The organism is Oscillospiraceae bacterium, from assembly GCA_015068645.1.
In the GTDB taxonomy this organism is placed as follows: domain Bacteria; phylum Bacillota; class Clostridia; order UMGS1840; family UMGS1840; genus SIG452.
This window is the reverse complement of sequence record SVKD01000007.1, coordinates 56,296-82,211: the sequence shown is the minus strand read 5'-3', so window position 1 is coordinate 82,211 and position 25,916 is coordinate 56,296. Positions and strand designations below refer to the sequence as shown.

At 40.4% G+C, this 25,916-nt stretch carries 22 protein-coding genes and 1 tRNA gene; 9 read left to right on the top strand and 14 right to left on the bottom strand.

Annotation, left to right across the window (positions count from 1 at the left end):
- Positions 1-121 precede the first annotated feature (121 nt).
- Complete coding sequence (locus E7413_04465) at positions 122-955, top strand: Mrp/NBP35 family ATP-binding protein (GenBank protein ID MBE7019112.1); 834 nt, start codon at positions 122-124, stop codon at positions 953-955.
- A gap of 49 nt (positions 956-1,004) precedes the next feature.
- Here the strand turns inward: E7413_04465 and E7413_04460 are convergent, their stop codons facing one another.
- The 7 genes from E7413_04460 to E7413_04430 all read right to left on the bottom strand — a co-directional run bounded on the left by E7413_04460 (position 1,005) and on the right by E7413_04430 (position 11,056).
- Entirely contained in the window at positions 1,005-2,276 is a 1,272-nt protein-coding gene (locus E7413_04460) for an aminotransferase class I/II-fold pyridoxal phosphate-dependent enzyme (protein ID MBE7019111.1), read from the bottom strand.
- A gap of 12 nt (positions 2,277-2,288) precedes the next feature.
- Entirely contained in the window at positions 2,289-3,809 is a 1,521-nt protein-coding gene (locus tag E7413_04455; protein ID MBE7019110.1) for an ATP-binding protein, read from the bottom strand.
- A gap of 21 nt (positions 3,810-3,830) precedes the next feature.
- Positions 3,831-5,576 (bottom strand): fibronectin/fibrinogen-binding protein, encoded by a 1,746-nt coding sequence (locus E7413_04450; protein ID MBE7019109.1) that lies wholly within the window; start codon positions 5,574-5,576, stop codon positions 3,831-3,833.
- A gap of 12 nt (positions 5,577-5,588) precedes the next feature.
- Positions 5,589-7,988 (bottom strand): ATP-dependent DNA helicase PcrA, encoded by a 2,400-nt coding sequence (locus E7413_04445; protein ID MBE7019108.1) that lies wholly within the window; start codon positions 7,986-7,988, stop codon positions 5,589-5,591.
- Positions 7,948-8,760, bottom strand: coding sequence for an epoxyqueuosine reductase (locus E7413_04440; protein ID MBE7019107.1), 813 nt, complete (start codon positions 8,758-8,760; stop codon positions 7,948-7,950). Before E7413_04440 ends, E7413_04445 begins: the two co-directional genes overlap by 41 nt.
- Positions 8,729-9,901 carry an AI-2E family transporter gene (locus E7413_04435; protein ID MBE7019106.1) on the bottom strand — a complete coding sequence of 391 codons (1,173 nt, stop codon included), beginning with the start codon at positions 9,899-9,901 and terminating at the stop codon, positions 8,729-8,731. The genes E7413_04440 and E7413_04435 overlap by 32 nt, the downstream gene beginning before the upstream one ends.
- A 72-nt stretch (positions 9,902-9,973) precedes the next feature.
- The gene (locus E7413_04430; GenBank protein MBE7019105.1) at positions 9,974-11,056 is read right to left on the bottom strand and encodes a hypothetical protein; all 1,083 of its coding nucleotides are present in this window, start codon (positions 11,054-11,056) and stop codon (positions 9,974-9,976) included.
- Between the two features lie 213 nt (positions 11,057-11,269).
- Here E7413_04430 and E7413_04425 point away from each other — a divergent pair, with 213 nt between their 5' ends.
- Positions 11,270-12,073 carry a delta-lactam-biosynthetic de-N-acetylase gene (locus E7413_04425; protein MBE7019104.1) on the top strand — a complete coding sequence of 268 codons (804 nt, stop codon included), beginning with the start codon at positions 11,270-11,272 and terminating at the stop codon, positions 12,071-12,073.
- Between the two features lie 47 nt (positions 12,074-12,120).
- Here the strand turns inward: E7413_04425 and E7413_04420 are convergent, their stop codons facing one another.
- Positions 12,121-13,392, bottom strand: coding sequence for a hypothetical protein (locus E7413_04420; GenBank protein MBE7019103.1), 1,272 nt, complete (start codon positions 13,390-13,392; stop codon positions 12,121-12,123).
- A 309-nt stretch (positions 13,393-13,701) separates the two neighbouring features.
- Here E7413_04420 and E7413_04415 point away from each other — a divergent pair, with 309 nt between their 5' ends.
- The 5 genes from E7413_04415 (at position 13,702) to E7413_04395 (ending at position 19,077) form a co-directional block, all read left to right on the top strand.
- Positions 13,702-15,231 (top strand): trigger factor, encoded by a 1,530-nt coding sequence (locus E7413_04415; GenBank protein ID MBE7019102.1) that lies wholly within the window; start codon positions 13,702-13,704, stop codon positions 15,229-15,231.
- A 30-nt stretch (positions 15,232-15,261) separates the two neighbouring features.
- Entirely contained in the window at positions 15,262-15,843 is a 582-nt protein-coding gene (clpP, locus tag E7413_04410; protein MBE7019101.1) for an ATP-dependent Clp endopeptidase proteolytic subunit ClpP, read from the top strand.
- 88 nt (positions 15,844-15,931) lie between these two features.
- Positions 15,932-17,185, top strand: a complete 1,254-nt coding sequence (clpX, locus tag E7413_04405) for an ATP-dependent Clp protease ATP-binding subunit ClpX (protein MBE7019100.1) — start codon at positions 15,932-15,934, stop codon at positions 17,183-17,185.
- A gap of 98 nt (positions 17,186-17,283) precedes the next feature.
- A tRNA-Leu gene (locus E7413_04400) sits at positions 17,284-17,366 on the top strand.
- 526 nt (positions 17,367-17,892) lie between these two features.
- Positions 17,893-19,077 carry a hypothetical protein gene (locus tag E7413_04395; GenBank protein MBE7019099.1) on the top strand — a complete coding sequence of 395 codons (1,185 nt, stop codon included), beginning with the start codon at positions 17,893-17,895 and terminating at the stop codon, positions 19,075-19,077.
- A gap of 52 nt (positions 19,078-19,129) precedes the next feature.
- On the opposite strand, the gene E7413_04390 is transcribed toward E7413_04395, so the two are convergent.
- Positions 19,130-19,816, bottom strand: coding sequence for a sigma-70 family RNA polymerase sigma factor (locus E7413_04390; GenBank protein MBE7019098.1), 687 nt, complete (start codon positions 19,814-19,816; stop codon positions 19,130-19,132).
- Positions 19,817-19,882: 66 nt separating this feature from the next.
- Complete coding sequence (gene sfsA / locus E7413_04385; protein MBE7019097.1) at positions 19,883-20,560, bottom strand: DNA/RNA nuclease SfsA; 678 nt, start codon at positions 20,558-20,560, stop codon at positions 19,883-19,885.
- Positions 20,561-20,982: 422 nt separating this feature from the next.
- On the opposite strand from sfsA, the gene trpB reads away from it, so the two are divergent.
- Entirely contained in the window at positions 20,983-22,203 is a 1,221-nt protein-coding gene (trpB, locus tag E7413_04380; protein MBE7019096.1) for a tryptophan synthase subunit beta, read from the top strand.
- 53 nt (positions 22,204-22,256) lie between these two features.
- Here trpB and E7413_04375 read toward each other — a convergent pair whose 3' ends face one another.
- Positions 22,257-22,493: a hypothetical protein gene (locus E7413_04375; protein MBE7019095.1), complete on the bottom strand. Its 237-nt coding sequence runs from the start codon at positions 22,491-22,493 to the stop codon at positions 22,257-22,259.
- Positions 22,494-22,582: 89 nt separating this feature from the next.
- On the opposite strand from E7413_04375, the gene E7413_04370 reads away from it, so the two are divergent.
- Positions 22,583-22,777: a helix-turn-helix transcriptional regulator gene (locus E7413_04370; GenBank protein MBE7019094.1), complete on the top strand. Its 195-nt coding sequence runs from the start codon at positions 22,583-22,585 to the stop codon at positions 22,775-22,777.
- A gap of 58 nt (positions 22,778-22,835) precedes the next feature.
- Here the strand turns inward: E7413_04370 and E7413_04365 are convergent, their stop codons facing one another.
- The 3 genes from E7413_04365 to E7413_04355 all read right to left on the bottom strand — a co-directional run bounded on the left by E7413_04365 (position 22,836) and on the right by E7413_04355 (position 25,870).
- Entirely contained in the window at positions 22,836-23,702 is an 867-nt protein-coding gene (locus tag E7413_04365; GenBank protein ID MBE7019093.1) for a hypothetical protein, read from the bottom strand.
- 66 nt (positions 23,703-23,768) lie between these two features.
- Positions 23,769-24,407: a hemolysin III family protein gene (locus E7413_04360; GenBank protein ID MBE7019092.1), complete on the bottom strand. Its 639-nt coding sequence runs from the start codon at positions 24,405-24,407 to the stop codon at positions 23,769-23,771.
- Positions 24,408-24,478: 71 nt separating this feature from the next.
- The gene (locus tag E7413_04355) at positions 24,479-25,870 is read right to left on the bottom strand and encodes a GGDEF domain-containing protein (protein ID MBE7019091.1); all 1,392 of its coding nucleotides are present in this window, start codon (positions 25,868-25,870) and stop codon (positions 24,479-24,481) included.
- Positions 25,871-25,916: the final 46 nt, after the last annotated feature.

Here is a 25,916-nt window from a genome sequence, read left to right as displayed (position 1 = left end):
CAAAAGTTTCCATTTTTCAAGAAAAAAGGTTTTTTTCCTGAAAAATGGGTTTGACAAGCTTTTAAAATGGTGCTATACTAATAACAGATAAGTTATATTACCCTTTGAAAGGAAGAGAACCATGAGCGAAAATTGCACACACGATTGCAGCAGTTGTCAGGAAAACTGTGCATCCCGTGATCCCAAAAGTTTTTTAGAAAAACCCCATACACTTTCCAATATTAAGAAAGTAATCGGTGTTGTCAGCGGAAAAGGCGGCGTTGGAAAATCCTTAGTCACCTCTTTAATGGCAATCACCTCCCGCAAGGCAGGTTATGAAACTGCCATTTTAGATGCGGATATCACAGGTCCCTCCATCCCCAAAGTATTCGGCTTAACCGAAAAAGCTACCGGTGATGAAGTGGGAATGTATCCTGTGGTAACCAAAAGCGGTATCAAAACCATCTCCATCAATTCCCTGCTCCCCGACGAAACCGAACCTGTAGTATGGAGAGGTCCCGTCATTGGCGGTGCGGTAAGACAGTTCTGGACCGATGTGGTTTGGAAAGATGTGGACTTTATGTTCATTGATATGCCTCCCGGAACCGGAGATGTGGCATTGACAGTATTTCAATCCATTCCCGTAGACGGCATTATCATTGTGACCACCCCTCAGGACTTGGTTTCTATGATTGTGACCAAAGCGGTAAGAATGGCACAGTTGATGAATATTCCTATTTTAGGCTTAATTGAAAACTACAGTTATCTGGAATGCCCTGACTGTGGCAAAAAAATCAATGTATTCGGTGAAAGCCACATTGATGATATTGCAGAAAACTTCGGTATTCCCGTGCTGGCAAAACTGCCCATCAATCCCGAAATTGCTTCCTTATGTGATGCAGGGAATTTGGAAGATGCCAAAATTGACTTCTTCTCCGATATGAAAGCACTGCTGGATGCTATTCATAACAACTAAATACAAAGCTAAAAAAGGATGAACCGATTTGGTTCATCCTTTTTACTTGCTATTTTACCACATAAATCTCTTCGTTATCAATTAACTTAACAGCTTCTTCACTGAGTTCTTCTCCAACGGTTACAATGGGAACGCAGGGCGGAAAACGGGTAATGTTTTCTTTGGAAATTCGTCCAACAGCTTCCTTGGCAGAAATCCATTCTCCCTCTGCAAAGTAAGCGTCTCTGGGAGCCATTACCTGCTTTAGTTTCAAAAGCGAATAGCTCGTTTTAGTTGTTTCTTTTTCTTTCCAATCCAATTTAAAAAGTGCTTTGGAAAGAGTTTTGATTTCTTCCATTTTATTGCAAGGCGAAAACATCAAAAGAAGATTATTGCCGAATACTCCTTCTGCATAGATTTTGTAATTCTTTTGCAGATACTTATCTAATTCTTCTGCCGAATAATTGGTGCCGTCACAGTTTAAAAGCAACTTATAGGAATCCTGATTGGCTAAAATCTTAAGAGGAGTTTTCTCGGTTAATTCTTTGGATAATTCTTTGATTTTTTCTGCAACCAAAGTATTTTGATACAGTTTCCTCCCGTAAGTCCCCGAATAATCCAAGGAAGATAAAATGGGATAGGACGGACTTGTGGTGTGCACCATATTGATTGCCTGCTTGATTTTTTTGGAAGGGATTCTTGCGGTATTACAACATAACACAGCCCCCTGATTCAGGGTAGGCATGGTTTTATGGAAACTAAGTACCGTCAAATCCGACTCGTTTGTTCGGCACGATGCCAAAGCATCATCAAAATAAAAATGGGCACCGTGTGCTTCGTCCTGAATGATGGTAATATCCCCCACTGTTTCACGGATTTCTTTGATATTCGCCACCTCACCGTAGTAGGTTGGAGAGGTGACAATCAAAATCTTTTCGCCATTATAATCAATATCTTCTGCCGATAAGGGACAAGGAATCCCGAATTCCTCATTGATTTTGGGATACACAAATTTGGGAATTCCACCTGCTAAAATCAGCCCGTAAATCACCGAAGCGTGACAATTTCTGTCCACCAAAACTCTTTCACCGGGGGTAATGGTTGCCAAAACACTTGCTAAAATTCCGCCGGTGGCACCGCCTGTTAAAAAGAATGTTTCCTTTTTTCCAAGCACCTTTGCCATCTTCTCCTGCGCCTCTTTGATGATGCCCTCAGGACACATCAAATTATCGGTACCGGAAAGTTCGGTAACGTCTACAATGGGCACGGGAATGTTTCCTTTATGCCCCGGCATATGAAAAGAAATTTCAGAAAATTCGTTTAAGTATTCATAAATCGACATGGTTTTTGTCCTTTATTCTGACATCGTATTTGCCATATCACGGTAGCTGATGGCTTCCGCTAAATGATGTACGTCAATCTGTTCGGATTCTTCCAAATCCGCTATGGTTCTTGCCACTTTAATAATTTTATCGTAACCTCTGGCAGTTAAGCCAAGTACGGAAAATGCCTGTTTCAACATTGCTTCCGCATCTTTTGTTAAAGGGCAATATTTTTTCACCAAAGGAGCGGTTAATTCTGCATTGGTTAAAATGCCTTCGCCTTCGTAGCGTTTCTTTTGCAGTTCACGGCAACGAATGACACGTTGTCTGATATCCGAGGAAGATTCTGCCCTCTCCAGCGATGAAATTTCATCATAATTTACGGCAGGCACCTCAATCTGAATGTCGATTCTGTCCAGAAGGGGTCCTGAAATTTTCTTCTGATAGCGCTTAATCTGGTCTATGGTACAAGTGCATTCTTTCACGGCGGAACCGTGATATCCGCAGGGACAAGGGTTCATCGCAGCAATAATCATAAAATTGCAGGGATATTCTGCTGAACGGCTCACACGGGTCACATTGATTTTCTTATCTTCTAAGGGTTGTCGTAACACTTCTAAGGCTTCCCGCTTAAATTCGGGAAGTTCGTCTAAAAACAAAACACCGTTATGCGCCAAGGAAATTTCACCGGGCATCGCTTTGGTACCGCCACCGATAATCGAAACGGTGGATGCAGTATGGTGGAGTGCTCGAAAGGGTCGTTCCACAATCATAGGCTTGTCCTTAGAAACCAAAGAGCAAACCGAATAAATTTTGGTCACTTCCATAGATTCGGAAAATGTGAGAGGCGGTAAAATCCCCGGTACCCGCTTGGATAACATAGTTTTCCCGGAGCCCGGAGTTCCGCTCATCAAGATACTGTGTCCGCCGCTACAAGCCACTTCCAAGGCACGTTTGGCGTTTTCCTGACCTTTCACGTCGGCAAAATCTAATTTAGAATCTATCACATCAAACTGAAGTTCGTTTTCATTTTCAAAAGGGAAGATTTCCAGTTCTCCTTTTAAGAAAGAAATCACTTCCCGAAGATTGTTCACAGCATATACCGAAAGTCCCGGCACCAACGCCGCTTCTTTAGCGTTATCTAAGGGAACAATAATTTTTTGGTAACCTTTTTTCAGTGCAGCATCTGCCATAGGAAGCACACCGCTGACCCCTCGGATTTCCCCTGATAAAGACAGTTCCCCCAGCATAATATACTGGTTAAGGTTGGGGATTTCCTCCATGGCACCGATTAAGGCAACTGCCATGGGCAAATCATAATGTGTTCCCTCTTTTCTTACGGCTGCCGGTGCTAAATTGATGGTAATTTTTCTGGCAGGAAATGTGAATCCCGAGTTTTTGATTCCGCTTCTGACACGCTCTTTGGATTCTTTGATAGCAGTATCTGCCAATCCCACCACATCATACTGAGGCAGAGATTTCGTCACATCCGCTTCGATGTCCACAATATAGGATTCAATTCCGTTTAATCCGCAAGTATAACAAGTAACCATTTTCTTTGATCCTCTGTTTCTTTACTTTTTTTGCATCCTTTCAACACGCTTGGCATCGGGTTCCACAATGATGGTTTCAAAATTATCATATATCACCATACCGGGTTTGGCTCCCGACGGCTTTTTCACATATTTCACTTTGGTATATTCCACGCTGACCTTGGTATCATTGGCAACTTTGGAATACTGGGCTGCCACGAGTGCCGCTTCATATAAAGTTTCATCTGAAACGCTCTCCCCTTGATTTCTGATTACTACGTGAGAGCCTGCCACGTTCCGAACATGAAGCCAGGTGTCGTATTTGGAGGCAATTTTTAAAGTTAATTCTTCGTTCTGACGGTTATTTCGACCGCAAAGAATGAGCGTTCCGTCGGAAGATAAAAACTCCATAGGACGGGTAATTTTGGTATCATTCTTTTTCTTGTTTTTATTGTTTTTACTATAGTTATGGTCGGATGCATATCCGCCCAACACCAATTCTTCCTTGATTTCTGCGGTGGTTTTTTCGTCATCGCTTAAGTCCAGCAAATCACGGACACTTTCCAAATAACGAATTTCCTCGTGAAGTTCCGTAAGCATTTCACGGGAAATTTTTTCCATTGTTTTTTCTTTGTTGTATTTTTCAAAATACTTTTTGGCATTTCGGGAAGGCGAAATGGTTTCGTCTAAGGGGATGGTCAACGGTGCATTTTCTTCGTAATAATTAGGCAAAGTGACCTCTTTTTTGTTTTCGGTAAGCTGGTATAAATTAGCGGTTAAAAGCTCCGCATAAATACGGTAGCGGTCTTTTGTTTCCGCTTTTTTCAGATTCTTTTCGTGAATGTCAATTTTCTTATATAAACGGCTTAAATTCTTTGTAATAATCTGAGAAACAGCGTCTTTCTTTTCTTCCAAGCGACGTTTGGTTTCCTTGCTTTTATAAAACAAATCCACGCACTCGTTGACCGAGTTGCAAGGCTCTTTATCAAAGAAATCTCCGTATTGCAAAATATCCCAGATATATAAATCTTTGGGTTCTTTTGTGCCCTTTTTAAAAAGCAAGGTAGGTTCGAATTTCTTTTGGGAAAGTTTGGTTAAATATTCCCAATAAATTTCTCCTGCTTTTTTGAAATCTCCACCGCTTTGGTGCTCGATTTCTCTTGCTAGGATGGGTGACATTCCTAAAAAATCGTCCATCAGTTTTTTGGAAATTTCATCTCTTGGACATTCTTCGTTAAAATGAGAGAAGAATTCTTCTTCCGATAAGGAATGAACATCGATTTTTTCCTGCACGGGCGGTAATTCATAAAACAGACCGGGTAACACCTGTCGTTTTTCCGACAAGGTAAAATCAATATGACGAATGGCATCAATAATGCGGTTATTTTCGTCGGTTAAAATGATATTGGAATGTTTACCCATTGGCTCTAAAATGAGTTTTTTGGGAGTCACTTCAAATAGCTCATTGGTGCTCTCCACAGTAACTATCACGATTCTCTCATTGGGAACTGCTTCCACGCTTAGCAATTTTCCGCCTGCTAAATGTTTTCGCATCAGCATACAGAATACCGGCGGCATATCGGGATTTTCAAAGGTTTGTTTGGTAAGGCAAATTCGCCCTTTGGAAGCATCGCAGGATAATAACAAACGATAATTCTCTCCCAAAGAACGCACTGTCAGAAGCACAGAAGACCTGGACATCTGATAAATTTTGTCAATTCGCCCGCCTCGAAGCTTACAATCAAGCTCAAAAGCTAAAGCCGCCAATGTGTTGGCATCTAATGCCATAGTAATTTCTCCTTAAATAATTTCGGGACGGGCAAAAGCCGCCATCAATGTTTTTTTGCCGAATTCGTCAAATTGAATTTCTAATTTTACGTCGTTTCCTAAAGGTTGCACAGTCAGCACAGTGCCGTCGCCAAACTTCTTATGACGCACACGGCATCCCACCTGATAGTCGGGTAAATTGCCCGATGTACTGGGTTTTGCAGGAGTGGAAGGTGCCGTTAAATGAATGGCGTTGGAATTGTAGGAATCTCCACGGTAACCGCCAACAGAGCTTGCTTGATAACCGCTGTAAGAAGATGTGGAAGACGAACCAAAAGAAGCAAAGGAATCCACCTTTTTCTTTTGTTCTCGTTCCAGAGTTTCTTCGGGAATTTCTTTTAAAAACTGGGAAGGTAAGCTATGCATATAGGAACCAAACAGCATACGCTCATCCGCGTAGGAAAGATACAACCTTTTTTTTGCACGGGTTATGCCCACATAGCAAAGACGCCGTTCTTCTTCCAGTCCACCTGCTTCAATTTTAGACTGCATAGACGGGAAAATCCCTTCTTCAAAGCCAACTAAGAACACCACGGGAAACTCTAAGCCTTTAGAGCTGTGGAGCGTCATTAAGGTGACTGCATCTTCTTCTGCATCATAGTTATCAATATCGGATAATAAAGAAACATTTTCCAAAAAGGCAGACAAATCACGATTCTCTTCATCTTCCTTAATCATGGAAAGAAGTTCTTTCATATTCTGAATTCTGGCGTTTGCTTCGTCGGTGTCTTCTTTCTGCAATGCTTCCATATAACCCGAACCGTAAAGGACAGAATTCACCAACGCTTCGGTGTCATTCACATTTTCACGGAAGTCGGCAATCATTTTTGCAAAATTGGTAAGCTTTGCTTTTGGATGAGAAAGTTCCGGATACTCCCCTGCTTTTTCACACACCTCCAGCATAGAAATGCCGTTGGCAATTGCTAAGCCTTGCACTTTTTCCACGGAAGTTTTTCCAATCCCGCGGGCAGGTTCGTTGATGATTCGCACGAGTGCCGCATCGTCATTCTGATTTAATACCAAACGAAGGTATGCCACAATATCTTTAATTTCCTTGCGGTCAAAGAAACGGGTACCGCCCACAATTCTATGGGGAATTGCAGTTTGCAAAAATGTCTGCTCAAAGGTACGGGACAAAGAGTTCATACGGTATAACACCGCCATGTCACGGTAAGAAAATCCTTCCCGCTTCAAGGATTCAATCAGAGAACCAACTTTGTTGGCTTCATCGTAGTTGTTGTTGGGATTTAATACTTTTACCTTGGCACCGCCCTCTTGCTGGGTCCAGAGTTTTTTCGCTTTTCGGTGCAAATTGTTGGCAATGACGCCGTTTGCTGCATCCAAGATATTTTTGGTGCTTCTGTAGTTTTCTTCAAGCTTAATAATTTTCGTGTCGGCAAACTGTTCTTCAAAGCTTAAAATATTGGTAATATCAGCACCACGGAACCGATAGATAGACTGGTCATCATCCCCCACCACACAAAGATTTTTGTTCTTTTTGGCAAGGTATGATGCCAACAAATACTGTATTCTGTTAGTATCCTGATACTCGTCAATCATAATGTGGGTAAAACGATTCTGATAATCTGCTAAAACCTGGGGAAATTTTTCAAAAATTTTCACGGTATAGCATAAAATATCGTCAAAATCCAAAGCGTTATACTTCTGCAATTTTTCCATATACAGCGCATACACTTTGGCAATTAAGGTCTGTTTATAGTTGGCACCTGCCAGACGGAGATATTCCTCGGCATCCACACCGTCGTTTTTGGATTTGGAAATTTCACTGTAACAAAGCTTGTGGTTTAGTACTTCTTCGGAAATATTTAATTCCTTAATACATTCTTTCACTAAGTTTTTGGCATCAGAGGCATCAAAAATGGTGAAATAACGGTTTAATCCACCGCCAAGTAACCAGATGTTTTCTCTTAAAATACGAACGCAGGCAGAGTGGAAAGTCATTGCCCAGATGCCCTGTGCCTTCTCTCCCAATTTTGCTTCCAAACGTTCCTTTAATTCATTTGCCGCTTTGTTGGTAAAGGTGATGGCTAAAATATTTTGAGGATGGATGGGATTTTTTGCAAATAATGCTTCCTCTTCTTCCGTAAAGGAGCCAACACTTTTTGCCTCCAAACGAGCTAAATCCTCCTCGTCCAAAAATGCAGGACAAGGAGTTTCGGTAAAGTAGGAATCCCCATATTTCACCATATAATGGATACGGGAAATTAAGGTAGTGGTTTTTCCGCTACCTGCACCTGCTAAAATAAGCACGGGACCTGTTACCGTGAAACAAGCTTCTCTCTGCATCGGGTTTAAGTTACTGTATTCTTCGTTAAATATTCTCTTTTTTAATTGATTCCATCTTGTATTCATCTTGGAGTCTCACATTTCTTCTAAGTATTTCGATGCCTTTATAGGCAAAGGCGTAATCCTGATATTTTTCTTGAAATTCTTCTTCACTAAGCGCAAGAATTTCTTCTTTGGTTAAGGTTAAGGATGCTTGTTTGAATGCATCAATGGGTGTTTTCCCCACACTTTGGTTCACAGGGCAAGCAAGTTGACAAACATCGCATCCCCATGCCAATTTGGATTTAACATACAGAGCTTCTTCTTCATCGGTGAGCTGTTTTTTCTGACTTAAATGCGAAAGACACTTCCCTCTTTCAAACCCCTCTTCCAAAGCATTGGTCGGACAAGCTTTTTTGCAGTTTCCGCAATGGGTACAAAGTTTCGGAAAATTTCCCGTTTTTTCGGGAAGTTCTTCTTTTAAAAGCACTTCTCCCAAAAACACAAAGGAACCATATTCTTCGGTTAAAAGCAGATTATGCTCCCCAATTTCACCAAGACCTAAGTCCTCTGCCAGTTTTTTCTCTCCAAAAGGCGAAATATCGGCAAAGCTTAGGTATTCTATCCCAAGGGGCGCAAAGATTTTTTCAAACTCATCTTTTACCACTTTGTGATAATCATACACGGTGCAATATTTGGAAAACAGCTCGTTTTCACCCACGCAATAATAAGGAAATACCGCCACGATTAATGTGCGGTATCCCTGCTTTAAATATTTTGAATTGGTGTTTTTCGTCACACCATAGGAAAGATAGGACGGAAAATGGTCAGCTATCTGCTTCGCAAGTTTTAAGTTCATTGGTATTTTTTTCCTGATGTTTCTTATCTACATAATTTTTAAATAAAGTATACGCTACTGCGGTAAAGGGAACGCCTAAAATCATTCCCGCAAAACCTAAAATTTTACTGCCTGCCATAATACCAAACAGTACCCAGATGGGAGAGATTCCTGTGGATTCTCCCAGAATTTTGGGACCTAACACATTACCATCAAACTGCTGTAGCACAAGCACGAAAATGATAAACCACAAACACTTATCGGGTGCTACCAACAAAATCAGAATTGCCGACGGAATCGCACCGATAAAGGGCCCAAAAAACGGAATTACATTGGTGACACCGATAATTACACTGATTAAAAGTGCATAGGGAGGATAAATCAGAAGCATAAAGGGGAAAGAAATGAGTCCAATGATGAAAGAATCAACAATTTTCCCTACGATGAATCCTGATAAAGTTTTATCAGTGAGGCGAGAAACCGCCATCACTTTATCAGCTTTTTCTTTTTTCACAAAGGCATAAAGCACCTTGGTAATCCCTGTGAGAAACTGTTCTTTGTCAAACAGAAAATACACAGAAACGAAAAATCCCACAATCACATTGGTGAATCCCACAGTCAGATTCATCGGCACATTCACCAACCATCCGAAACAAGAATTTAAGAAAACGTTAAGATATTCAGATAAGGTTTCATAAGGAATCATCTGTTCCAACCATGCAATATCCCAATCGTTTTTCTCAAACATCACGGTAACATCATTAAACATTTGCTGGAAATAAGTGGGAACATTCACAATCAACGATTCCACGGTTTCCACCACCTGCGGAATCAAAAGCACAATTAAATAAATCAGGGTGGCAAATACCAACACATATGTGGTGCAAATACTGCAAGTTCTTTTCAGTCGGGAAACCCCTTCCTTTGTTGATTTGACACCGATTTTTTTATAAATGGTTCTTTCAAAAAAGACCATAACGGGATTTAGCAGATATGCAATGGAAAAGCCTATCAGAAACGGTGAAAGAATCGATAATACGAACCGAAAGGCCTCCTCTAATCTATGAAATTTTAAAAACAAAAAATATACAGCAATTGCAATTACCGCAACCAGCGAATAAAGCAATATGGATTGTTTGTTTTTCTTAATAAAATGCTTCATATCAATCTCTCCATTGAATACACAGGCATAAGCCCATCAAAAGCGGACTTATGCCTGCACCTTGCTATTTTCTTATTTTACGGCGATTTCTTTTAATTTGGCTTCATCGGTTTTAATCTCGACACTGCCTCTTAATTCTTCCACCAACTTAGCTACTTCTACTTCCTTATACATATCTTGTACCTGTTCCCTGTTTGCTTCGAGATCTGCATCCACATCCAGAGGTAATCGCTTAATAATATGATATCCGAAAGCAGTTTCAATCACTTCAGAAATGCTGTTTTCTTCCAGTGTCACAGTAGCTTCATAAAATTCAGGAGCCATTCCACTATATTTGGAAAAAACATATCCGCCGGGGAGCTGTTCCATGCCGGGATCTTCATTATGCTCCTGCATCATAGCTTCAAAATCGGCTCCGTCTTTTAAAGATAGCAGGATATTATCGATTTCCACACGGGCAGCATCTTTTTCTTCCTGAGATAAGGGTTCATTGGTTTCAGGATTCACCGTCATCTTCAAAATATGCTGTGCTTTATAATAATCTTTCTGGAAAATTTCTTTCAACTGTTCGTCAGTAGGATTATAGCGTTCATCCACGGCTAAAACAGTCTGATCGTATTTACCGTACAGTAATTCCTTTCTGTAAATGGCTTTTAAGGATTCTTCACTTACTCCATAAGTGTCCATAATGTTTGCCATCATATCTTTATTCTGTGTAAAAAAGCCGTCGATCTCTTCCGCTGCAACAGTAATCCCTGCATCATTGGCAACCTGTGCTAACAAAGTTCTGTCGACCAAAATTTCAAATGCTTCCTTACGAATATAATCTGCAGGATCCACCCCATCAATCAGAGTATTCCAAAAGTCCTCCAATGCCTGACCTTCCATTCCTGTGATCATACTACTTTTCACAAAACCAATCATATATTTCATTTCGTCTTCGGTAATCACTTCATCACCGACAGTTGCCACAACATTTTCTTTGGTTTCTGAAGACGCAGATTCCTTGGAATCATCTTTGTTGTTCTGACAAGCACTCAAGATTCCGAATGCAAGCACCAAAACCAAGAGCAGTGCCACTATTTTCTTCATAACATTTATCCTCCTTATTGAAATTACCATTTGCAAAGGGTATACTAACTCCTTTTGCACCATTTTTCAAAACAATTATACATCATTTCATCAGACATTGTCAATTCTTTTTCACGTTGTAACAAATATTTAATATTTTAAAGTTTTTAACTTTTTTCTGTTCTGTTTTCAAAACAACAACCATATCATAAAACCATAAACGATTCTCTTTGAAAGGAGGATGTCTGTCACCTTTCTCGGCAGACAAAAGCCATTGTGAAATTCTTTGGAAATTTTATGGTCATTTCATTAAAAAAATTAGTGATGTGTGCCCTGCTGTTGGTACTGGCAATCACTGTTACAATCGGATTGGTCGGTAATGTCATCCCCAATGCTATTTCGACCGCAAAAATGAATATAGACTGGGGTCTGTCTCATTCTCAGAACGGAAGCCAGCCTGTAGGAAACAGAAGTCAGGCAGAGCTTTTAAAATACGATGCCTATTACCTGGGTTCTCCCGAAAAAAAAGTGATGTATCTTACCTTTGATGCGGGATACGAAGCAGGGTATACTCCCAAAATTTTGGAAGTACTAAAAAAGCATCAGATACCTGCCGCATTTTTTCTGGTAGGAAACTATTTAGACACCAAACCGGAATTGGTCAAACAAATGGTACAAGACGGTCATATTGTGGCAAATCATACCACACATCACCCCGATATGTCCAAAATATCAAATATCGAAAATTTCAAAAAAGAGTTATCCGAATTAGAAACAAAATACCAACAAATCACAGGTCAGCCCATGCCCAAATACTACCGCCCTCCTCAGGGAAAATTTAACATCGAAAACCTGCAGCAAGCAAAACAACTGGGCTATAAAACAATATTCTGGAGCTTAGCTTATGCCGATTGGGAACAGAATAACCAACCCACCCGTGATGAAGCACTGGAAAAATTACTGCCTCGTACCCATAACGGTGCCATTATTCTGCTTCATTCCACCTCAAAAACCAATGCTGAAATCTTAGACGAATTACTAACCAAATGGAAAGAAATGGGTTATACTTTCGGCACATTGGAACAGCTTTGCAATTCATAAAAACAAAAAACAGAGGTCAAAGCCTCTGTTTTTTCAATTAGAGCAAATTATATCAAACCGTTTTTCTTCATTTCTTCCACAGTGAGCATCAGTCCTGCTTTACCGTATCCATAGGATAAAGAACCTTGCATAAAAGCAGTATAAGGCGGCTTGATGGGAGCATCCGCAGAAAGCTCGATGGAAGCCCCCTGCACAAAAGCACCTGCCGCCATGATTACCTGATCCTGATAACCGGGCATATCCCATGGCTCTGGAGAAACAAAGGAATCCACGGGAGCACCTTTCTGAATCCCCTTACAAAATGTGATAACGCCTTCGGGTTTTAAGAAATCAATTGCCTGAATAATACAATTTCTATCTTCTTCCGGCTGGGGTGTTACACGGTAACCGGAATCTTTAAAAATCTGAGCGCAAAGAGCAGCAGTTTTTAGTGCCTGACACACCACAAACGGTGCAAAATAAAGCCCCTGAATCATAGAACGGGTTAACCCCAAAGACGCCCCCACTTCTTTGCCCAATCCGGGGGAAGTAAGACGCATTGCGCAAAGCTCAATATATTTTTGTTTTCCTGCAATATAACCGCCGGTTAAAGCCAGTCCGCCACCGGGATTTTTGATAAGAGAACCGCAGGCTAAATCAGCACCGTATTTGGTGGGTTCTGAGGTGTTGACAAATTCACCGTAACAGTTATCCACAATCACAATAATATTCTCGTCAATTCCCTTCACCACCTTGATGATTTCGCCAATTTCTTCGGAAGATAAAGACACACGGCTTTCATATCCTTTAGAACGCTGAATCAGTACTGCTTTGGTTCCTTTGGGAACGCCGTTCCGGATAGCTTCCAAATCAGGAGCACCGTCTTTTAGAGGAATTTCTCCGTAAGACACGCCAAACTCTTTTAAGGAACCGGAATTTTCTCCGCGGATACCGATTACTTCCTCTAAAGTGTCATAAGGTCTTCCCGTTACGGAAATGAGGGTATCCCCGGGACGGAGGACACCGAAAAATGCAGTGGTCAACGCATGGGTACCCGAAATAATGGTGTGACGAACCAAAGCATCCTCACATTCAAAAATTTCGGCATAGAGACGGTCTAACGTATCACGACCGTGGTCATCGTAACCATACCCGGTAGAAAAATTAAAATGCGTGTCCGAAATACGGCACTCAGAAAAAGCACGAAGCACTCTTGCCTGATTGTATTCAGCAATACGCTCCAACTTTTCAAATACTTTTGTCAGTTTTTTTTCACTTGCCTCCACCCGGGCAACCGTTTCTTCGGATACTCCCAAAACAGAAGCAAAATTCATATCCATCACTGTTTATATACCTCATTTTCATACAAATTCTGTTCCAAAAAACAATCCGTTTTTTCGTCCCTCATTATACCGCGTTCCAAGAATGTTGTCAATGAATTTCAGTCAAAAATTTTTTCACCCCTCTTTTTTTGTCAATTTTTTTATCAAAAAGCACAAAAACAAACTTTTTTGTGTCTTCAATTTGCAAGTTTTTTAGAAAATACCAAAAAATAGTAAAATTTTTTAAAAAATCTTGATTTTTTCGAAATGTGTGTTATAATAGATTAGTATATAATTGTTGAAAAGCAAATTGGAGGAAACAAAACAATGAGTATCAAAATCAAAGATTTAGGCAAAAATCAGGTTGAATTTTCCCTGAAAGTAAGTGCTGAAAAATTCAACGAAGGCATCGAAAAAGCGTACAGAAAAAATGTGAAGAGCATCACTCTTCCCGGTTTCCGTAAAGGAAAAGCTCCCAAGAATATGATTGAAAAAATGTACGGAGAAGGCATTTTCTTTGACGATGCAGTAAACTCCATCCTGCCCGAATTATATGAAGAAGCAATCAAAGAAGCAAAATTAGATGTTGTTTCTCAGCCCGATGTGGATATTCCCGAAATTTCCAAAGAAGCAGGTTTCACCGCTGTGTTCAAAGTGTTTGTAAGACCTGTTGCAACTGTGGAAAACTATAAAGGTATCACTGCGAAAAAAGTTGTCTATACTGTGAAAGATGAAGCAGTTGACGCTGAAATCGAAAGAATCAGAGAAAGAAATTCCAGAATGGTTCCCGTAGAAGACAGAGGTATTGAAAACGGCGATATCGCCAACATCGACTTTGAAGGTTTTGTTGATGGCGTTGCATTCCCCGGCGGAAAAGGCGATGCTTTCGATTTAACCATCGGCAGCGGTCAGTTCATCCCCGGTTTTGAAGAACAGTTAATCGGAAGCGGCACCAATGATGACGTTTTAGTAAAAGTAACCTTCCCCGAAGAATACCATGCAGAAGAATTAAAAGGTAAAGCTGCAGAATTTAAAGTAAAAATCAACAAAGTTACCAAAAAAGAACTTCCCGAAGCTGATGACGAACTGGCAAAAGACGTTTCTGAATTTGATACCTTAGCGGAATTAAAAGAAGATATCAAAGCAAAAATGGCAAAACAGCTGTCCGAACGTGCAGACATCCAGTTTGAAAATGAAGTGGTTGACCAGATTGCAAATAGCGTAGAAATCGATATTCCCCAGGCTATGATTGATGAAAGAGTAAACATGCTAGCAAGAGATTTCGATAACGGCTTAATGCAGCAGGGTATCAACAGAGAAATGTATTTAAAATACACCGGTATGGATGAAGCAACCTACTTAGGTCAGTTCAAACAGAACGCTGAAATCCAGGTAAAATCTATGCTGGTATTGGAAGCAATCGCTCGTCAGGAAAAAATCGAAGCAACTGACGCTGACTTAGATGCAGAAAAAGATAAATTAAGCGAACACTACGGTATTGAAAAAGAAAAAATTGCGAATTTCGTTCCCGATGAAGATCTGAAAAAAGATATCATCATCAGAAAAGCAGTTGATTTCGTAAGAGATAACGCTGTTTGTCAGGAAATCTCCGAAGAAGAAGCAAAAGCGGAAGCAGAAGCTAAAAAGGCAGAAACCGAAAAGAAAGCTCCTGCAAAAAAAACCACCGCTAAGAAAACCACTAAAAAAGCAGACGGTGAAGAAAAAGAAGCAGCTCCCAAAAAGACTGCTACTAAAAAAACCACCAAAAAAGCAGACGGGGAAGAAGCTCCCAAAAAAGCTCCTGCGAAAAAAACCACCACTGCTAAAAAAACTGCAACCAAAAAAATCGAAGAATAATACCCCACCCCGAAAGGATTTGACTAAAATATGAGTTTAGTTCCCTATGTTGTTGAACAGACCAGCCGCGGCGAAAGAACTTATGATATTTTTTCCCGCCTGTTAAAAGACAGAATCATTTTTTTAGCAGATGAAGTAAATGACGCTACCGCAAGCTTGGTAGTTGCTCAACTTCTGTTCTTAGAAGCGGAAGATCCGGACAAAGATATCCAACTGTATATCAACAGTCCCGGCGGTTCCATCACTGCAGGTATGGCAATTTATGATACCATGCAGTATGTAAAACCCGATGTTTCCACCATCTGTATCGGGATGGCAGCATCTATGGGTGCTTTCCTGTTAAGCGCAGGTGCACCCGGCAAACGTATGGCCCTGCCCAATTCCGAAATTATGATTCATCAGCCTTTAGGCGGTATGCAAGGTCAGGCAACCGACATTAAAATTCACGCAGAACGTATCTTAAAAATGAAAGACCACTTAAATCAGATTTTAAGCGAAAGAACCGGTCAGCCCTTAGAGGTGATTCAAAAAGATACCGAACGTGACAACTTTATGTCCGCAGCCGAAGCAAAAGCATACGGTCTGATTGACAAAGTGATCGAAAAAAGATAAGAACAGGATGGCGTGACGGTTTGGCGTTACGCCATTGTTTTTCAAAAGAAACTGAGCAAAGAAAAGCAAAAAGGAAAGCAGGTAAACTATGTCTAACAGAAGAGATGAAGATCAGCAGTTTTGTTACTTCTGCGGCAAATCCACCGCTGAGGTGGATCAGATTGTAACCGGTGGCGCCGCAAACATCTGCGACGAATGTATTATGAGCTGTTATGAGCTGATTACCGGAAATCGCATCGGTTACCCAAAAAGCAAAAAGAAAGCGGATGACGAAAAAGAAGTATTCACCGTTTTAAAGCCCAAGGAAATCAAAGCAAAGCTGGATGAATACGTTATTGGACAGGAAAAAGCCAAAATTGCTCTGTCCGTGGCGGTATATAACCATTATAAACGTGTGCAGGAACAAAAAACTGACGATGATACCGAATTAAAGAAAAGCAATGTGTTGCTCTTAGGTCCTACCGGTTCAGGGAAAACTCTGTTGGCACAAACATTAGCAAAAATCTTAAATGTGCCTTTTGCCATTACCGACGCTACCACCTTAACCGAAGCAGGCTATGTGGGTGAAGACGTGGAAAATATTTTGTTACGCTTGATTCAAGCAGCAGACTTCGATATTGAAAAAGCACAAAAAGGTATCATCTATATTGACGAAATTGATAAAATTGCAAGAAAATCCGAAAACCCGTCTATTACCCGTGATGTCAGCGGTGAAGGGGTTCAGCAGGCATTGTTAAAAATCATTGAGGGTACAGTAGCAAATGTTCCTCCTCAGGGTGGCAGAAAACATCCCCATCAGGATTTTTTATCCATTGATACCTCCAACATCTTATTCATCTGCGGCGGCGCATTTGACGGTATTGAAAAGATTATCGAGAAAAGAAGCAAGGAATCCTCTTTAGGCTTCAACGCTCCCATTTCTTCTAAAAAAGACAACAATAAATCCAAACTCCTTGCCGATATCACTCCCCAAGACTTATTGAAATACGGCTTAATTCCTGAATTTGCAGGCCGTATTCCAGTGATTGTAGCATTGGAAGAATTAGGAAGAGAAGCGCTGTTACGAGTTTTGTTAGAACCCAAAAACTCCGTCATCAAACAGTATCAAAAATTGATGCAGTTAGATAATGTGGACTTAGAATTCGAACCCGAAGCGTTGGACGAAATCGTGGCAAAAGCACAGGAAAGAAACACCGGTGCCCGCGGCCTTCGCTCCATCGTGGAAAACGCTTTGATGGACGTGATGTATGAAACTCCGTCAGACGATACTATTGAAAAAGTGGTTATCACAAAAGATGCCATCAACGGCACCACTCCCCCAAAAGTAATTAAATCCGCATAAGCAAAAAAGAGATATCCGGTCGGATATCTCTTTTTTGATCCTTCCGTTGAAAAAACATTGACAACTACCTAAAAGTATGCTATACTGTTTTAGCATGTGCGCCTGTGGCGGAATTGGCAGACGCGCTGGATTTAGGTTCCAGTGGGAGACCGTGGGGGTTCAAGTCCCTTCAGGCGCACCATATAAAAAAACTATCCATATTTGGGTAGTTTTTTTATATTCTGAAGGGGCTTGAACCCTAAGAGGGCAAAAAGCGACAGAAAAAGGCACCGGTGTGTGCGTTTTTCCGCTTTTTGGAGCGACGACGGGTACCGAAGCCATAGGCTTGGGTCGTCAAGCTGATAGGGTGCGAAGCGACCGTGTCCCTTCAGGCGCACCATATAAAAAAACTATCCATCCTTGGGTAGTTTTTTATATTTTGAAGGGGCTTGAACCCTAAGAGGGCAAAAAGCGACAGAAAAAGGCACCGGTGTGTGCGTTTTTCCGTTTTTGGGAGCGACGACGGGTACCGAAGCCATAGGCTTGGGTCGTCAAGCTGATAGGGTGCGAAGCGACCGTGTCCCTTCAGGCGCACCATATAAAAAAACTATCCATATTTGGGTAGTTTTTTTATATTTTGAAGGGGCTTGAACCCTAAGAGGGCAAAACAAACAGGTACTTTCCCCCTATTTTTAATATTTCTCTTGATAACTTCTCCAACATATGGTATGATATTTTTATCAATGAGATTATTTTTATCCACAAGGAGAATACTTATGAATATTTTGAAACGTAATACCGCCCTGGATATTGTGCGAATTGTGGCGTTTTTCTCGGTGGTCGCCATTCACTTCTGGTTATATACCGGGTATTACGAAGTGAATTTGTCAGGAATCCCCATGCTCTTCTTTACAGTGCTTCGGGGTGCAGTTTCTTACTGTGTTCCTTTATTTATTATGTTAAGCGGATATCTTCTCAATCAAAAAAAACTGTCCAAACGATATTATCTGGGCATTGTGAAAATATTGGGAACATACGTCCTATCTGCTATTATCTGCATGATATTCAAACATCTGTACTTTGGAGATGATCTAACCTTCCAGCTAACCCTCTTCAGTATTTTGGATTATAAAGGTGCCAACTACGCCTGGTATATTGAGATGTATATCGGGTTGTTCCTTCTGATTCCCTTTTTAAATACCATGTATCACGGATTGGAAGGAAAAGGACAAAAGAAAACACTGATTTGGACCTTGATTGGTTTATCCGCTCTGCCCACCATTGCCAACATTTATAATTTTATGGAACCCGGTTGGTTTATGAATCCCACCATTTCTGATTCCTATCAGAAACTGATTCCTGATTGGTGGATGATGATATACCCTGTCACTTACTATATGATTGGAGCATACCTTAGGGAATATCCCATCAAAATGAAAAAACGTTACAACCTGTTGCTATTTGTAGTGGCGGCTTGTCTGTTTGGACTTTTTAACTATTATCGGGATTACGGTCGCAACTATTCCTGGGGGCTTTACACCGAATGGCACAGTGTTCAGGCATTGGTACTGGCTGTTTTGGTATTTCTGTTTTTCTCGCAGAGAAACTTAACAAAATGCCCCACCCCAGTGAAAAAAACACTTGCACACCTTTCGGATTTATGTTTGGGTGCATATCTGATGTCTTATATTGCAGATTGCATCTTCTATCCTTTCTTATATAAAGTTGCTCCCACATTAAATCACAGAGCTCTTTATTTTATCCCGATGGTGCTTTTGGTAGGGTGTGCTTCCCTGTTGCTTTCTGAAGTTCTTCATTTGCTTTATAAAGCATTGGAATGGCTGATTACCGCTATATTCAAGCAAAAAAAGAAATCCACAGATGCCAAAGAATTGGTCAAAACAAAAAGCTAACCAAAAAAGGAAATCCGAATCCCTTGATTCAGATTTCCTTTTTTTCATTTTTCTAATCACCTTGCAAGGCATCTTTTAATTTTTCCAATGCCCGCTTTTCAATACGGGACACATAAGAACGTGAGATGCCAAATTTTTTTGCAACCTCTCTTTGGGGCATTGGATTTTTATCTAAAAGCCCGTATCGAAGCAGAATAATCTCCCTTTCCCGCTTGGTAAGACAGGATGAAATTGCGCCATAGAGTTTTTGCTGATGGATACCTTTTAATGCTTCCAAAAAGACTGATTCTTCGTCGTTTGCCAAGATATCTATCAATGAAATTTCGTTTCCTTCCGCATCCTTACCGATGGGTTCTTCCAACGACACCTCATTGACCAGTTTTTTCTCGGCACGAATCACCATTAAAATTTCATTTTCGATACACCGCACCGCATAGGTTGCCAAGCGGATGTTTTTATCGGGATTAAAAGAATTGACCGCTTTAATAAGACCAATGGTACCGATGGATATAAAATCTTCGGAGTCTTTATTTTCTTTGCGGTACTTTTTTACCACATAGGCAACAAGACGCAAGTTGGATTCAATCAGTTCATCCCGTGCCGACAAGTCCCCATCTTTGAATCTTTTGAAAAGCTCTTCCTCCTGCTGTTTGGACAACGCCTTGGGAAAGCTTCCCGAGGCGAAATATCCGAAAAGGAATACCACATTCCGAAGTGCCGATAGCACCAACTGCCACATACGAAATCCCTCTTTCAGTATTGATATTTAATCGTATGTGGTGATACAAAAAAACTTGCAAGTCCGCTAAAAGCGAATTTCTAGAAAATTGAAAATTTTCATGGTATCGGGCGTAATATCACAATTGACAGCATATATGTTTACCCCATTTTCTTTGGCGATTTGCAGTGCTTGTGCAAATTTGGGGTCTGTTGCAGTATTCGGCGTAAAGTAAGATACATCTTTCATCTGCACCACAAAAAACAGATGAGCAATCAATCCGTTTTTTACGCAGTCGCATAACTCCAAAATATGCTTTCTGCCACGCTCTGTGGGTGCATCGGGAAATAAAACCACTCCGTCACGCTCTAAAGTAACCCCTTTTACTTCCACAAAATGACGGTTACCATCCTCAGTTTCCACATAAAAATCAAATCTTGATTTTCCATAAGTTTTTTCAGGAATGATTTTAGCATTCTCTCCAAAAAAATTAGGTGCCCATTCCAAAAAAGCACGATTAGGCGCCTGAGAATCCATGTTTATGACAACGTTCCCCTTTTCCACGGCAATCAAATCGTACTTTGTTTTTCTCTCTGGATTTTTAGCCACTTCCAGATAAACGGTTGCACCGGGAATTAACAGTTCACGGCATCTGCCTGTGTTTTTTACGTGACAGACTTCTTCCTTTCCATCCACATTCACATAGGCAATAAACCGATTGGGTCGGGCGCAAAAGATTCCTTTTTTGACAGTTTGATAGTTCATAACAACAAGCTCTTTTCTTAAAAAACTTATCTATATCATAGCACAGTTTTTATACATTGTCAAAAAAGTATTGACAATTTTTTAAAAAAGTGCTATAATAAATCTAAATTGAATCCGATAAACCGTTGAGGCAGAAAAAAAGCAGGGCGAGGTTTTTAAGAGCGAGTGGATTACGGTGTGAGTTCCGCAAAAATCTTCTGCATAATATGGACTGTTGAGGGCAGTGTCAAATGCACTGACGTTTCGACCCACGTTAGTTTGGTCGGGAGTATGATAGTACTCTAAAAAGCGCACGGAATTCCCGTGAACACAAGGTGGCACCGCGGATTGTTACTGATTCGTCCTTGATAGATTTTTTGTATTCTGTCGGGGGCTTTTTTATTACCCCGACCACTTTGGCAAAAGAAGGAGGCATTTTTAAAATGCAATTGAATGGCGTAAATTTTGATACTTATTTTCACAATTACCCCGATAAAGACGGTTACTTTGGCAAATACGGTGGCGTCTATATCGAAGAAAAATTAAAAGATGCAATGGCAGAAATTACCGAAGCTTATTTCTCCATCTGCCAGTCCCGTAAGTTTATCGCAGAACTGCGCAGAATCCGTAAAGAATTCCAGGGACGTCCTACCCCTGTTTCTCACTTGGAACGTCTGTCTGATGCTTTGGGCGGAAAAGTGCAGCTTTATGCGAAACGTGAAGACTTAAACCATTCCGGTGCTCACAAATTAAACCATTGTATGGGTGAAGGCCTTTTGGCAAAATATATGGGCAAAAAGAAAATCATTGCAGAAACCGGTGCAGGTCAGCACGGAGTTGCATTGGCAACTGCAGCTGCATACTTCGGTCTGGAATGTGATATCTATATGGGTGCGGTGGACATTAAAAAACAAGCTCCCAACGTTGCCAGAATGAAAATTTTAGGTGCAAACGTGGTAGAAGTTACCCACGGTCTGCAAACCTTAAAAGAAGCAGTAGACGCTGCTTTTGATGCTTACAGTAAAGAATATAAAGATTCTATCTATTGTATCGGATCTGTGCTTGGTCCCCATCCCTTCCCCATGATGGTAAGAGATTTCCAGAGTGTGGTTGGGATTGAAGCAAGAGAACAGTTCTTGGAAATGACCGGTCACTTACCTAATGCTGTGGTAGCCTGTGTAGGCGGCGGTTCCAATGCGGCAGGGATGTTCTCCGGCTTCTTAAATGACCCCGTGGATATCTACGGTGTGGAACCCTTAGGAAAAGGTCCGAAATTGGGCGACCACGCTGCAAGTTTAAAATATGGTACCGAAGGGATTATGCACGGCTTTAACAGTATTATGTTAAAAGATGAAAACGGTGAACCTGCTCCTGTTTATTCCGTGGCAAGTGGCTTGGACTATCCCTCTTCCGGTCCCGAACACGCATTCTGGCAGGAAATCGGTAGAGTGAAATATGATGTGATTGACGATGAAGAGTCCATTGATGCATTCTTTAAACTGGCTCGCATGGAAGGTATCATCCCTGCAATTGAAAGCTCTCACGCTGTCGCTTATGCTATGAAACTGGCAAAAACCATGGATCATGGTTCCATTCTTATTAACCTCTCCGGCAGAGGCGATAAAGATATGGACTTTGTCATTGAAAATTACGGAATCAGATAAACTGAAAATAACATAAAAAACGCTGAGTTTTAAAAACTCAGCGTTTTTTTTACTCAAAAGCAATCGTGACAATTTGAGAGTTTGATTTTTCGACTTTGAAAAATATAAAATATATCTTCCACCTTTTCAAAATCATCCAACTTGGGATTTTCTAAAATTTCTTTGATTTCTTCCAGCATTGTCATGGCAATGCTTTCCCTTGCCTTGTCAATATCCATAGGAAATTCCTGCAAATACTGAGCAAGTGCTTCTGCAAGATAAGATTTTAATAATTCAGACTGTATTTTCATAGGCGCCTCCTTTTTTATGGTGCCATTTGGTACCATTTCAGTAATATTATAGTACCATATGGTAACATTAAAGTCAAGAGGTGATTTTAATGTATTTTCCAAGAATTTACGAATTAAGAGTTGACCATGATATGACTCAACAACAGGTAGCAGATTATTTAACCTGCAATCGCCAAGTGTATGCAAGATATGAAAAAGGGGTTCGTGAAATTCCTGTTTCTATGGTCATTAAACTTGCCAAGCTTTATCATGTTACTGTTGACCATTTGCTGGGACTGGAATAAACCAACATAACAAAAACGCTGAGTTTTAAAAACTCAGCGTTTTTTTCTTTTGATAAAGTTATTCAGTAACTTCAGTAGCTTCTTCGGTGATGGTTTCTTCTGCTACACAAGCTTCATCTTCTGCTTCGATTTCTTCATAGATGTCTTCTAAGAATTCATCCAGATCTTCTGCTTCTTCTGCATCTTCTTCACGAATGGTAACTTCGCATTTTTTGCCGGGGATTGCCACAAGCAATACGCCCAAAATAAGCATTACAGCAGAAGCCATCCATAAATACATGGAAGGATGACAGAAGCCAACTCTGTAATAATCATACACCTGTCTGGGAATCTGATCACCCTGCCAGTAAGAGAACATACCGGGAGTAACGCTGCATTCCATCATCACAGGTTCCACAGAAGAATCGCCCTGTTCTTCCATCTGTTTTTTCTGTTCAGGAGTGGGCTGATATTCCAGCTTCAAGCTTCCTTTTTCAAAAGAATAACGGAAGGTGCTTTCGATTGTTTTCTGATCTTTGGTATAGCCTACTTCTTCATAATTGAGTAAATCTTCGGCAATTTTTAATTCACCGGAAGGGGTAAATTTCATCACAGAATCAATCTGCATTACCATCATCTTGCCATTTTCGTCCATACCGGCCGGCATATCTTGATGCATTTTCCATTCGCCGAGAATCGCAACAGGTTTCAACAAAGAAACGACCAAAGCCGCTACCGCTAAAACCAAAGCAACAATCCCAATGACAACACGGGCAGTTCCGCGTTTTTGACGAACGATTTTAGAAACGGGAGTTTCCAATTCTTCCAAATCATTAGCAACTTCTTCGGTAATTTCTGTTTGCTCTAATACAGCTTCTTCCTCACTGCAATAAGGACAAACTTTTTCATCTTGGGAAAATTCTTTTCCACATTTTTCACAAATCATAATAAATTATCCTCCTTAACTGTAACAGTATAGCACGAGATAGCAATATTGTCAATAAAAATTATATTAAATTACATAAAACAGAATCGAAAAGAAAAAACAAATACTTCCCCCTAACACAAACAGATGCCAGATTGGATGCATATATTTTACTTTCCAAAGATAGAAAATAATTCCTAAAATATAAACAAGACCTGCAATACCCATCCAAACAATGCCGCCAAAATCCAATGTTGCAAGCAGAGTGGGAAGTTTCAGCAAAATTGCCAACCCCATCACCACATAAAAAATTAAACTTGCAATTTTCACTTTCTCTAAGGCAATGGCATTAAACACGATTCCTAAAATCGCACAACTCCAAATGGCAATTAAAATACCTAATCCCCCGTTCCCCCACAACGGGCCAAGACAATAAGGTGTGTAGGTACCCGCAATCAGCAAAAAGATGGAACAGTGATCAAAAATGCGGAATACTTTTTTTGCTGTTTCATTCGTTAATGCGTGATAAAGAGTGCTCATCGTATATAAAATAATCATCGTACCGCCATAAACAGAACTACCGATTACCCCCATCGTGTTCCCTTTGATTGCAGAAAATACAATCAGAAGAACGGTTGCTGCAATGGAAAGAAGACTTCCTACACAATGTGCCACTGCACTGAAGATTTCTTCTCCCACAGAATATTTTTTTAAAGAAACGCCCATAACGGCTCCTTTCATATCAAGAAGATGTGATCGATACATTTTATCACATTTTTATGGAAAAGGCAAGTATTTTATGAAAGCTTTTCGCTTTGATACGCTCTTAAAAAATCTTCTGCATTCTCTGACGGTAACGGTTTGGAATAATACCAGCCTTGCACAAAATCACAATCCGTGGAAGAAATCCATTCTTCCTGCTCTTTGGTTTCTACTCCTTCACCAATGACTAAAATGGTTAAGTTATGCGCAAGAGCCATAATACCGGAGAATAATTCTTTCCCTCGCTTGGTATCGGTTTTCAATAAGATACTGCGGTCGATTTTCACCACATCAATGGGATAATCACAGAGGTTTGCCAAAGTGGTGTAACCACTTCCCATATCATCCAAATAAATGATAAAACCAAGTTCCTTACATTTTTGCACATTTCTGGTTGCCACGGCGAGATTTTTCTCCATAGCATCCTCAGTAATTTCTATAGCAAGACAACTTCTATCAAACTCATATCGATCAGAAATTTCACGAAGTTTATCCACGAAATTTTCTTCTGATAGGGTAATTCGGGTGAAGTTACAGGAGATTGCCAACTGAGAGAATTCCGTATTGTGCCAAGCCGCTAACTGACGACAGACGAGCTCAAACATATAAAAATCATGCTGACTGATTAAGTTTGAGCGTTCCATATTACCAATATATTTTCCGGGAAGAATCAAACCTTTTTCAGGATGCATCCACCGGGAAAGAGCTTCTGCAGAAACAATTTCTTTGGTCTTATTATCCACGCAAAACTGCAAATACATCTGAAATTCTTGGTTTCTAAATCCTCTTAAGATATCCTCGGTAGCTTTCTTTTCCTCCCGAATTTTATTGATGGAATGAATATCACAAGTCTCCAGCAGTTGATCTGTTCCACAAATCCGATTACAATTTTCACGAAGGGTGAATAAGAGCACTTCGCAGTTTTTATCAGAATTCTGCAAATGATAGTAAGCTCCATGGAACACCATTTTTTTGTGATTGCCGCGAGTTTGTTCAAAATCGTTTAATTCTTCCAAAATTTCTCTAAAACGTTTTTCTGCTGCTTGATCATCCGTGCAACGGATCGCAAGTGCAAAACCGCTCTCGGTAATTCTGGCAACAAATTCGTCTTCTTCCACGCGCTTATTCAACACATCTGCCGTGTATTTTAATAATCCTTCAAAAGACGTCTGTTTATAATATGTTTCCAGATAACTGGTATCTAAAACTATGTAGGAAACATAATAGCGATTCCGGGCAATATCACCTAATGTATAGTGAAAGTGGTACTGAAAATATTTTAAATTTCCGATTCCGGTATCCTCATCCTTAAATTTGCCGGTAATGTTCTCCCGACGGATTTTTCTCAAACGAATCATTAAGAGAACGATTATGACAATTAAAATGAAAATAATTGCCAAATGTATGCTAATCCATATACCATCCATGAGTTTTAGACCCTCCTGTTTCCACTTAACATAATTCTTTTATATA

Bases quoted from the DNA above. Each gene is read 5' to 3' on its own strand.
- E7413_04465 (MBE7019112.1), top strand. From the start codon at position 122: ATGAGCGAAAATTGCACACACGATTGCAGCAGTTGTCAGGAAAACTGT.
- E7413_04460 (MBE7019111.1), bottom strand. From the start codon at position 2,276: ATGTCGATTTATGAATACTTAAACGAATTTTCTGAAATTTCTTTTCAT.
- E7413_04455 (MBE7019110.1), bottom strand. From the start codon at position 3,809: ATGGTTACTTGTTATACTTGCGGATTAAACGGAATTGAATCCTATATT.
- E7413_04450 (MBE7019109.1), bottom strand. From the start codon at position 5,576: ATGGCATTAGATGCCAACACATTGGCGGCTTTAGCTTTTGAGCTTGAT.
- E7413_04445 (MBE7019108.1), bottom strand. From the start codon at position 7,988: ATGAATACAAGATGGAATCAATTAAAAAAGAGAATATTTAACGAAGAA.
- E7413_04440 (MBE7019107.1), bottom strand. From the start codon at position 8,760: ATGAACTTAAAACTTGCGAAGCAGATAGCTGACCATTTTCCGTCCTAT.
- E7413_04435 (MBE7019106.1), bottom strand. From the start codon at position 9,901: ATGAAGCATTTTATTAAGAAAAACAAACAATCCATATTGCTTTATTCG.
- E7413_04430 (MBE7019105.1), bottom strand. From the start codon at position 11,056: ATGGTGCAAAAGGAGTTAGTATACCCTTTGCAAATGGTAATTTCAATA.
- E7413_04425 (MBE7019104.1), top strand. From the start codon at position 11,270: ATGGTCATTTCATTAAAAAAATTAGTGATGTGTGCCCTGCTGTTGGTA.
- E7413_04420 (MBE7019103.1), bottom strand. From the start codon at position 13,392: ATGGATATGAATTTTGCTTCTGTTTTGGGAGTATCCGAAGAAACGGTT.
- E7413_04415 (MBE7019102.1), top strand. From the start codon at position 13,702: ATGAGTATCAAAATCAAAGATTTAGGCAAAAATCAGGTTGAATTTTCC.
- clpP (MBE7019101.1), top strand. From the start codon at position 15,262: ATGAGTTTAGTTCCCTATGTTGTTGAACAGACCAGCCGCGGCGAAAGA.
- clpX (MBE7019100.1), top strand. From the start codon at position 15,932: ATGTCTAACAGAAGAGATGAAGATCAGCAGTTTTGTTACTTCTGCGGC.
- E7413_04395 (MBE7019099.1), top strand. From the start codon at position 17,893: ATGATATTTTTATCAATGAGATTATTTTTATCCACAAGGAGAATACTT.
- E7413_04390 (MBE7019098.1), bottom strand. From the start codon at position 19,816: ATGTGGCAGTTGGTGCTATCGGCACTTCGGAATGTGGTATTCCTTTTC.
- sfsA (MBE7019097.1), bottom strand. From the start codon at position 20,560: ATGAACTATCAAACTGTCAAAAAAGGAATCTTTTGCGCCCGACCCAAT.
- trpB (MBE7019096.1), top strand. From the start codon at position 20,983: ATGCAATTGAATGGCGTAAATTTTGATACTTATTTTCACAATTACCCC.
- E7413_04375 (MBE7019095.1), bottom strand. From the start codon at position 22,493: ATGAAAATACAGTCTGAATTATTAAAATCTTATCTTGCAGAAGCACTT.
- E7413_04370 (MBE7019094.1), top strand. From the start codon at position 22,583: ATGTATTTTCCAAGAATTTACGAATTAAGAGTTGACCATGATATGACT.
- E7413_04365 (MBE7019093.1), bottom strand. From the start codon at position 23,702: ATGATTTGTGAAAAATGTGGAAAAGAATTTTCCCAAGATGAAAAAGTT.
- E7413_04360 (MBE7019092.1), bottom strand. From the start codon at position 24,407: ATGGGCGTTTCTTTAAAAAAATATTCTGTGGGAGAAGAAATCTTCAGT.
- E7413_04355 (MBE7019091.1), bottom strand. From the start codon at position 25,870: ATGGATGGTATATGGATTAGCATACATTTGGCAATTATTTTCATTTTA.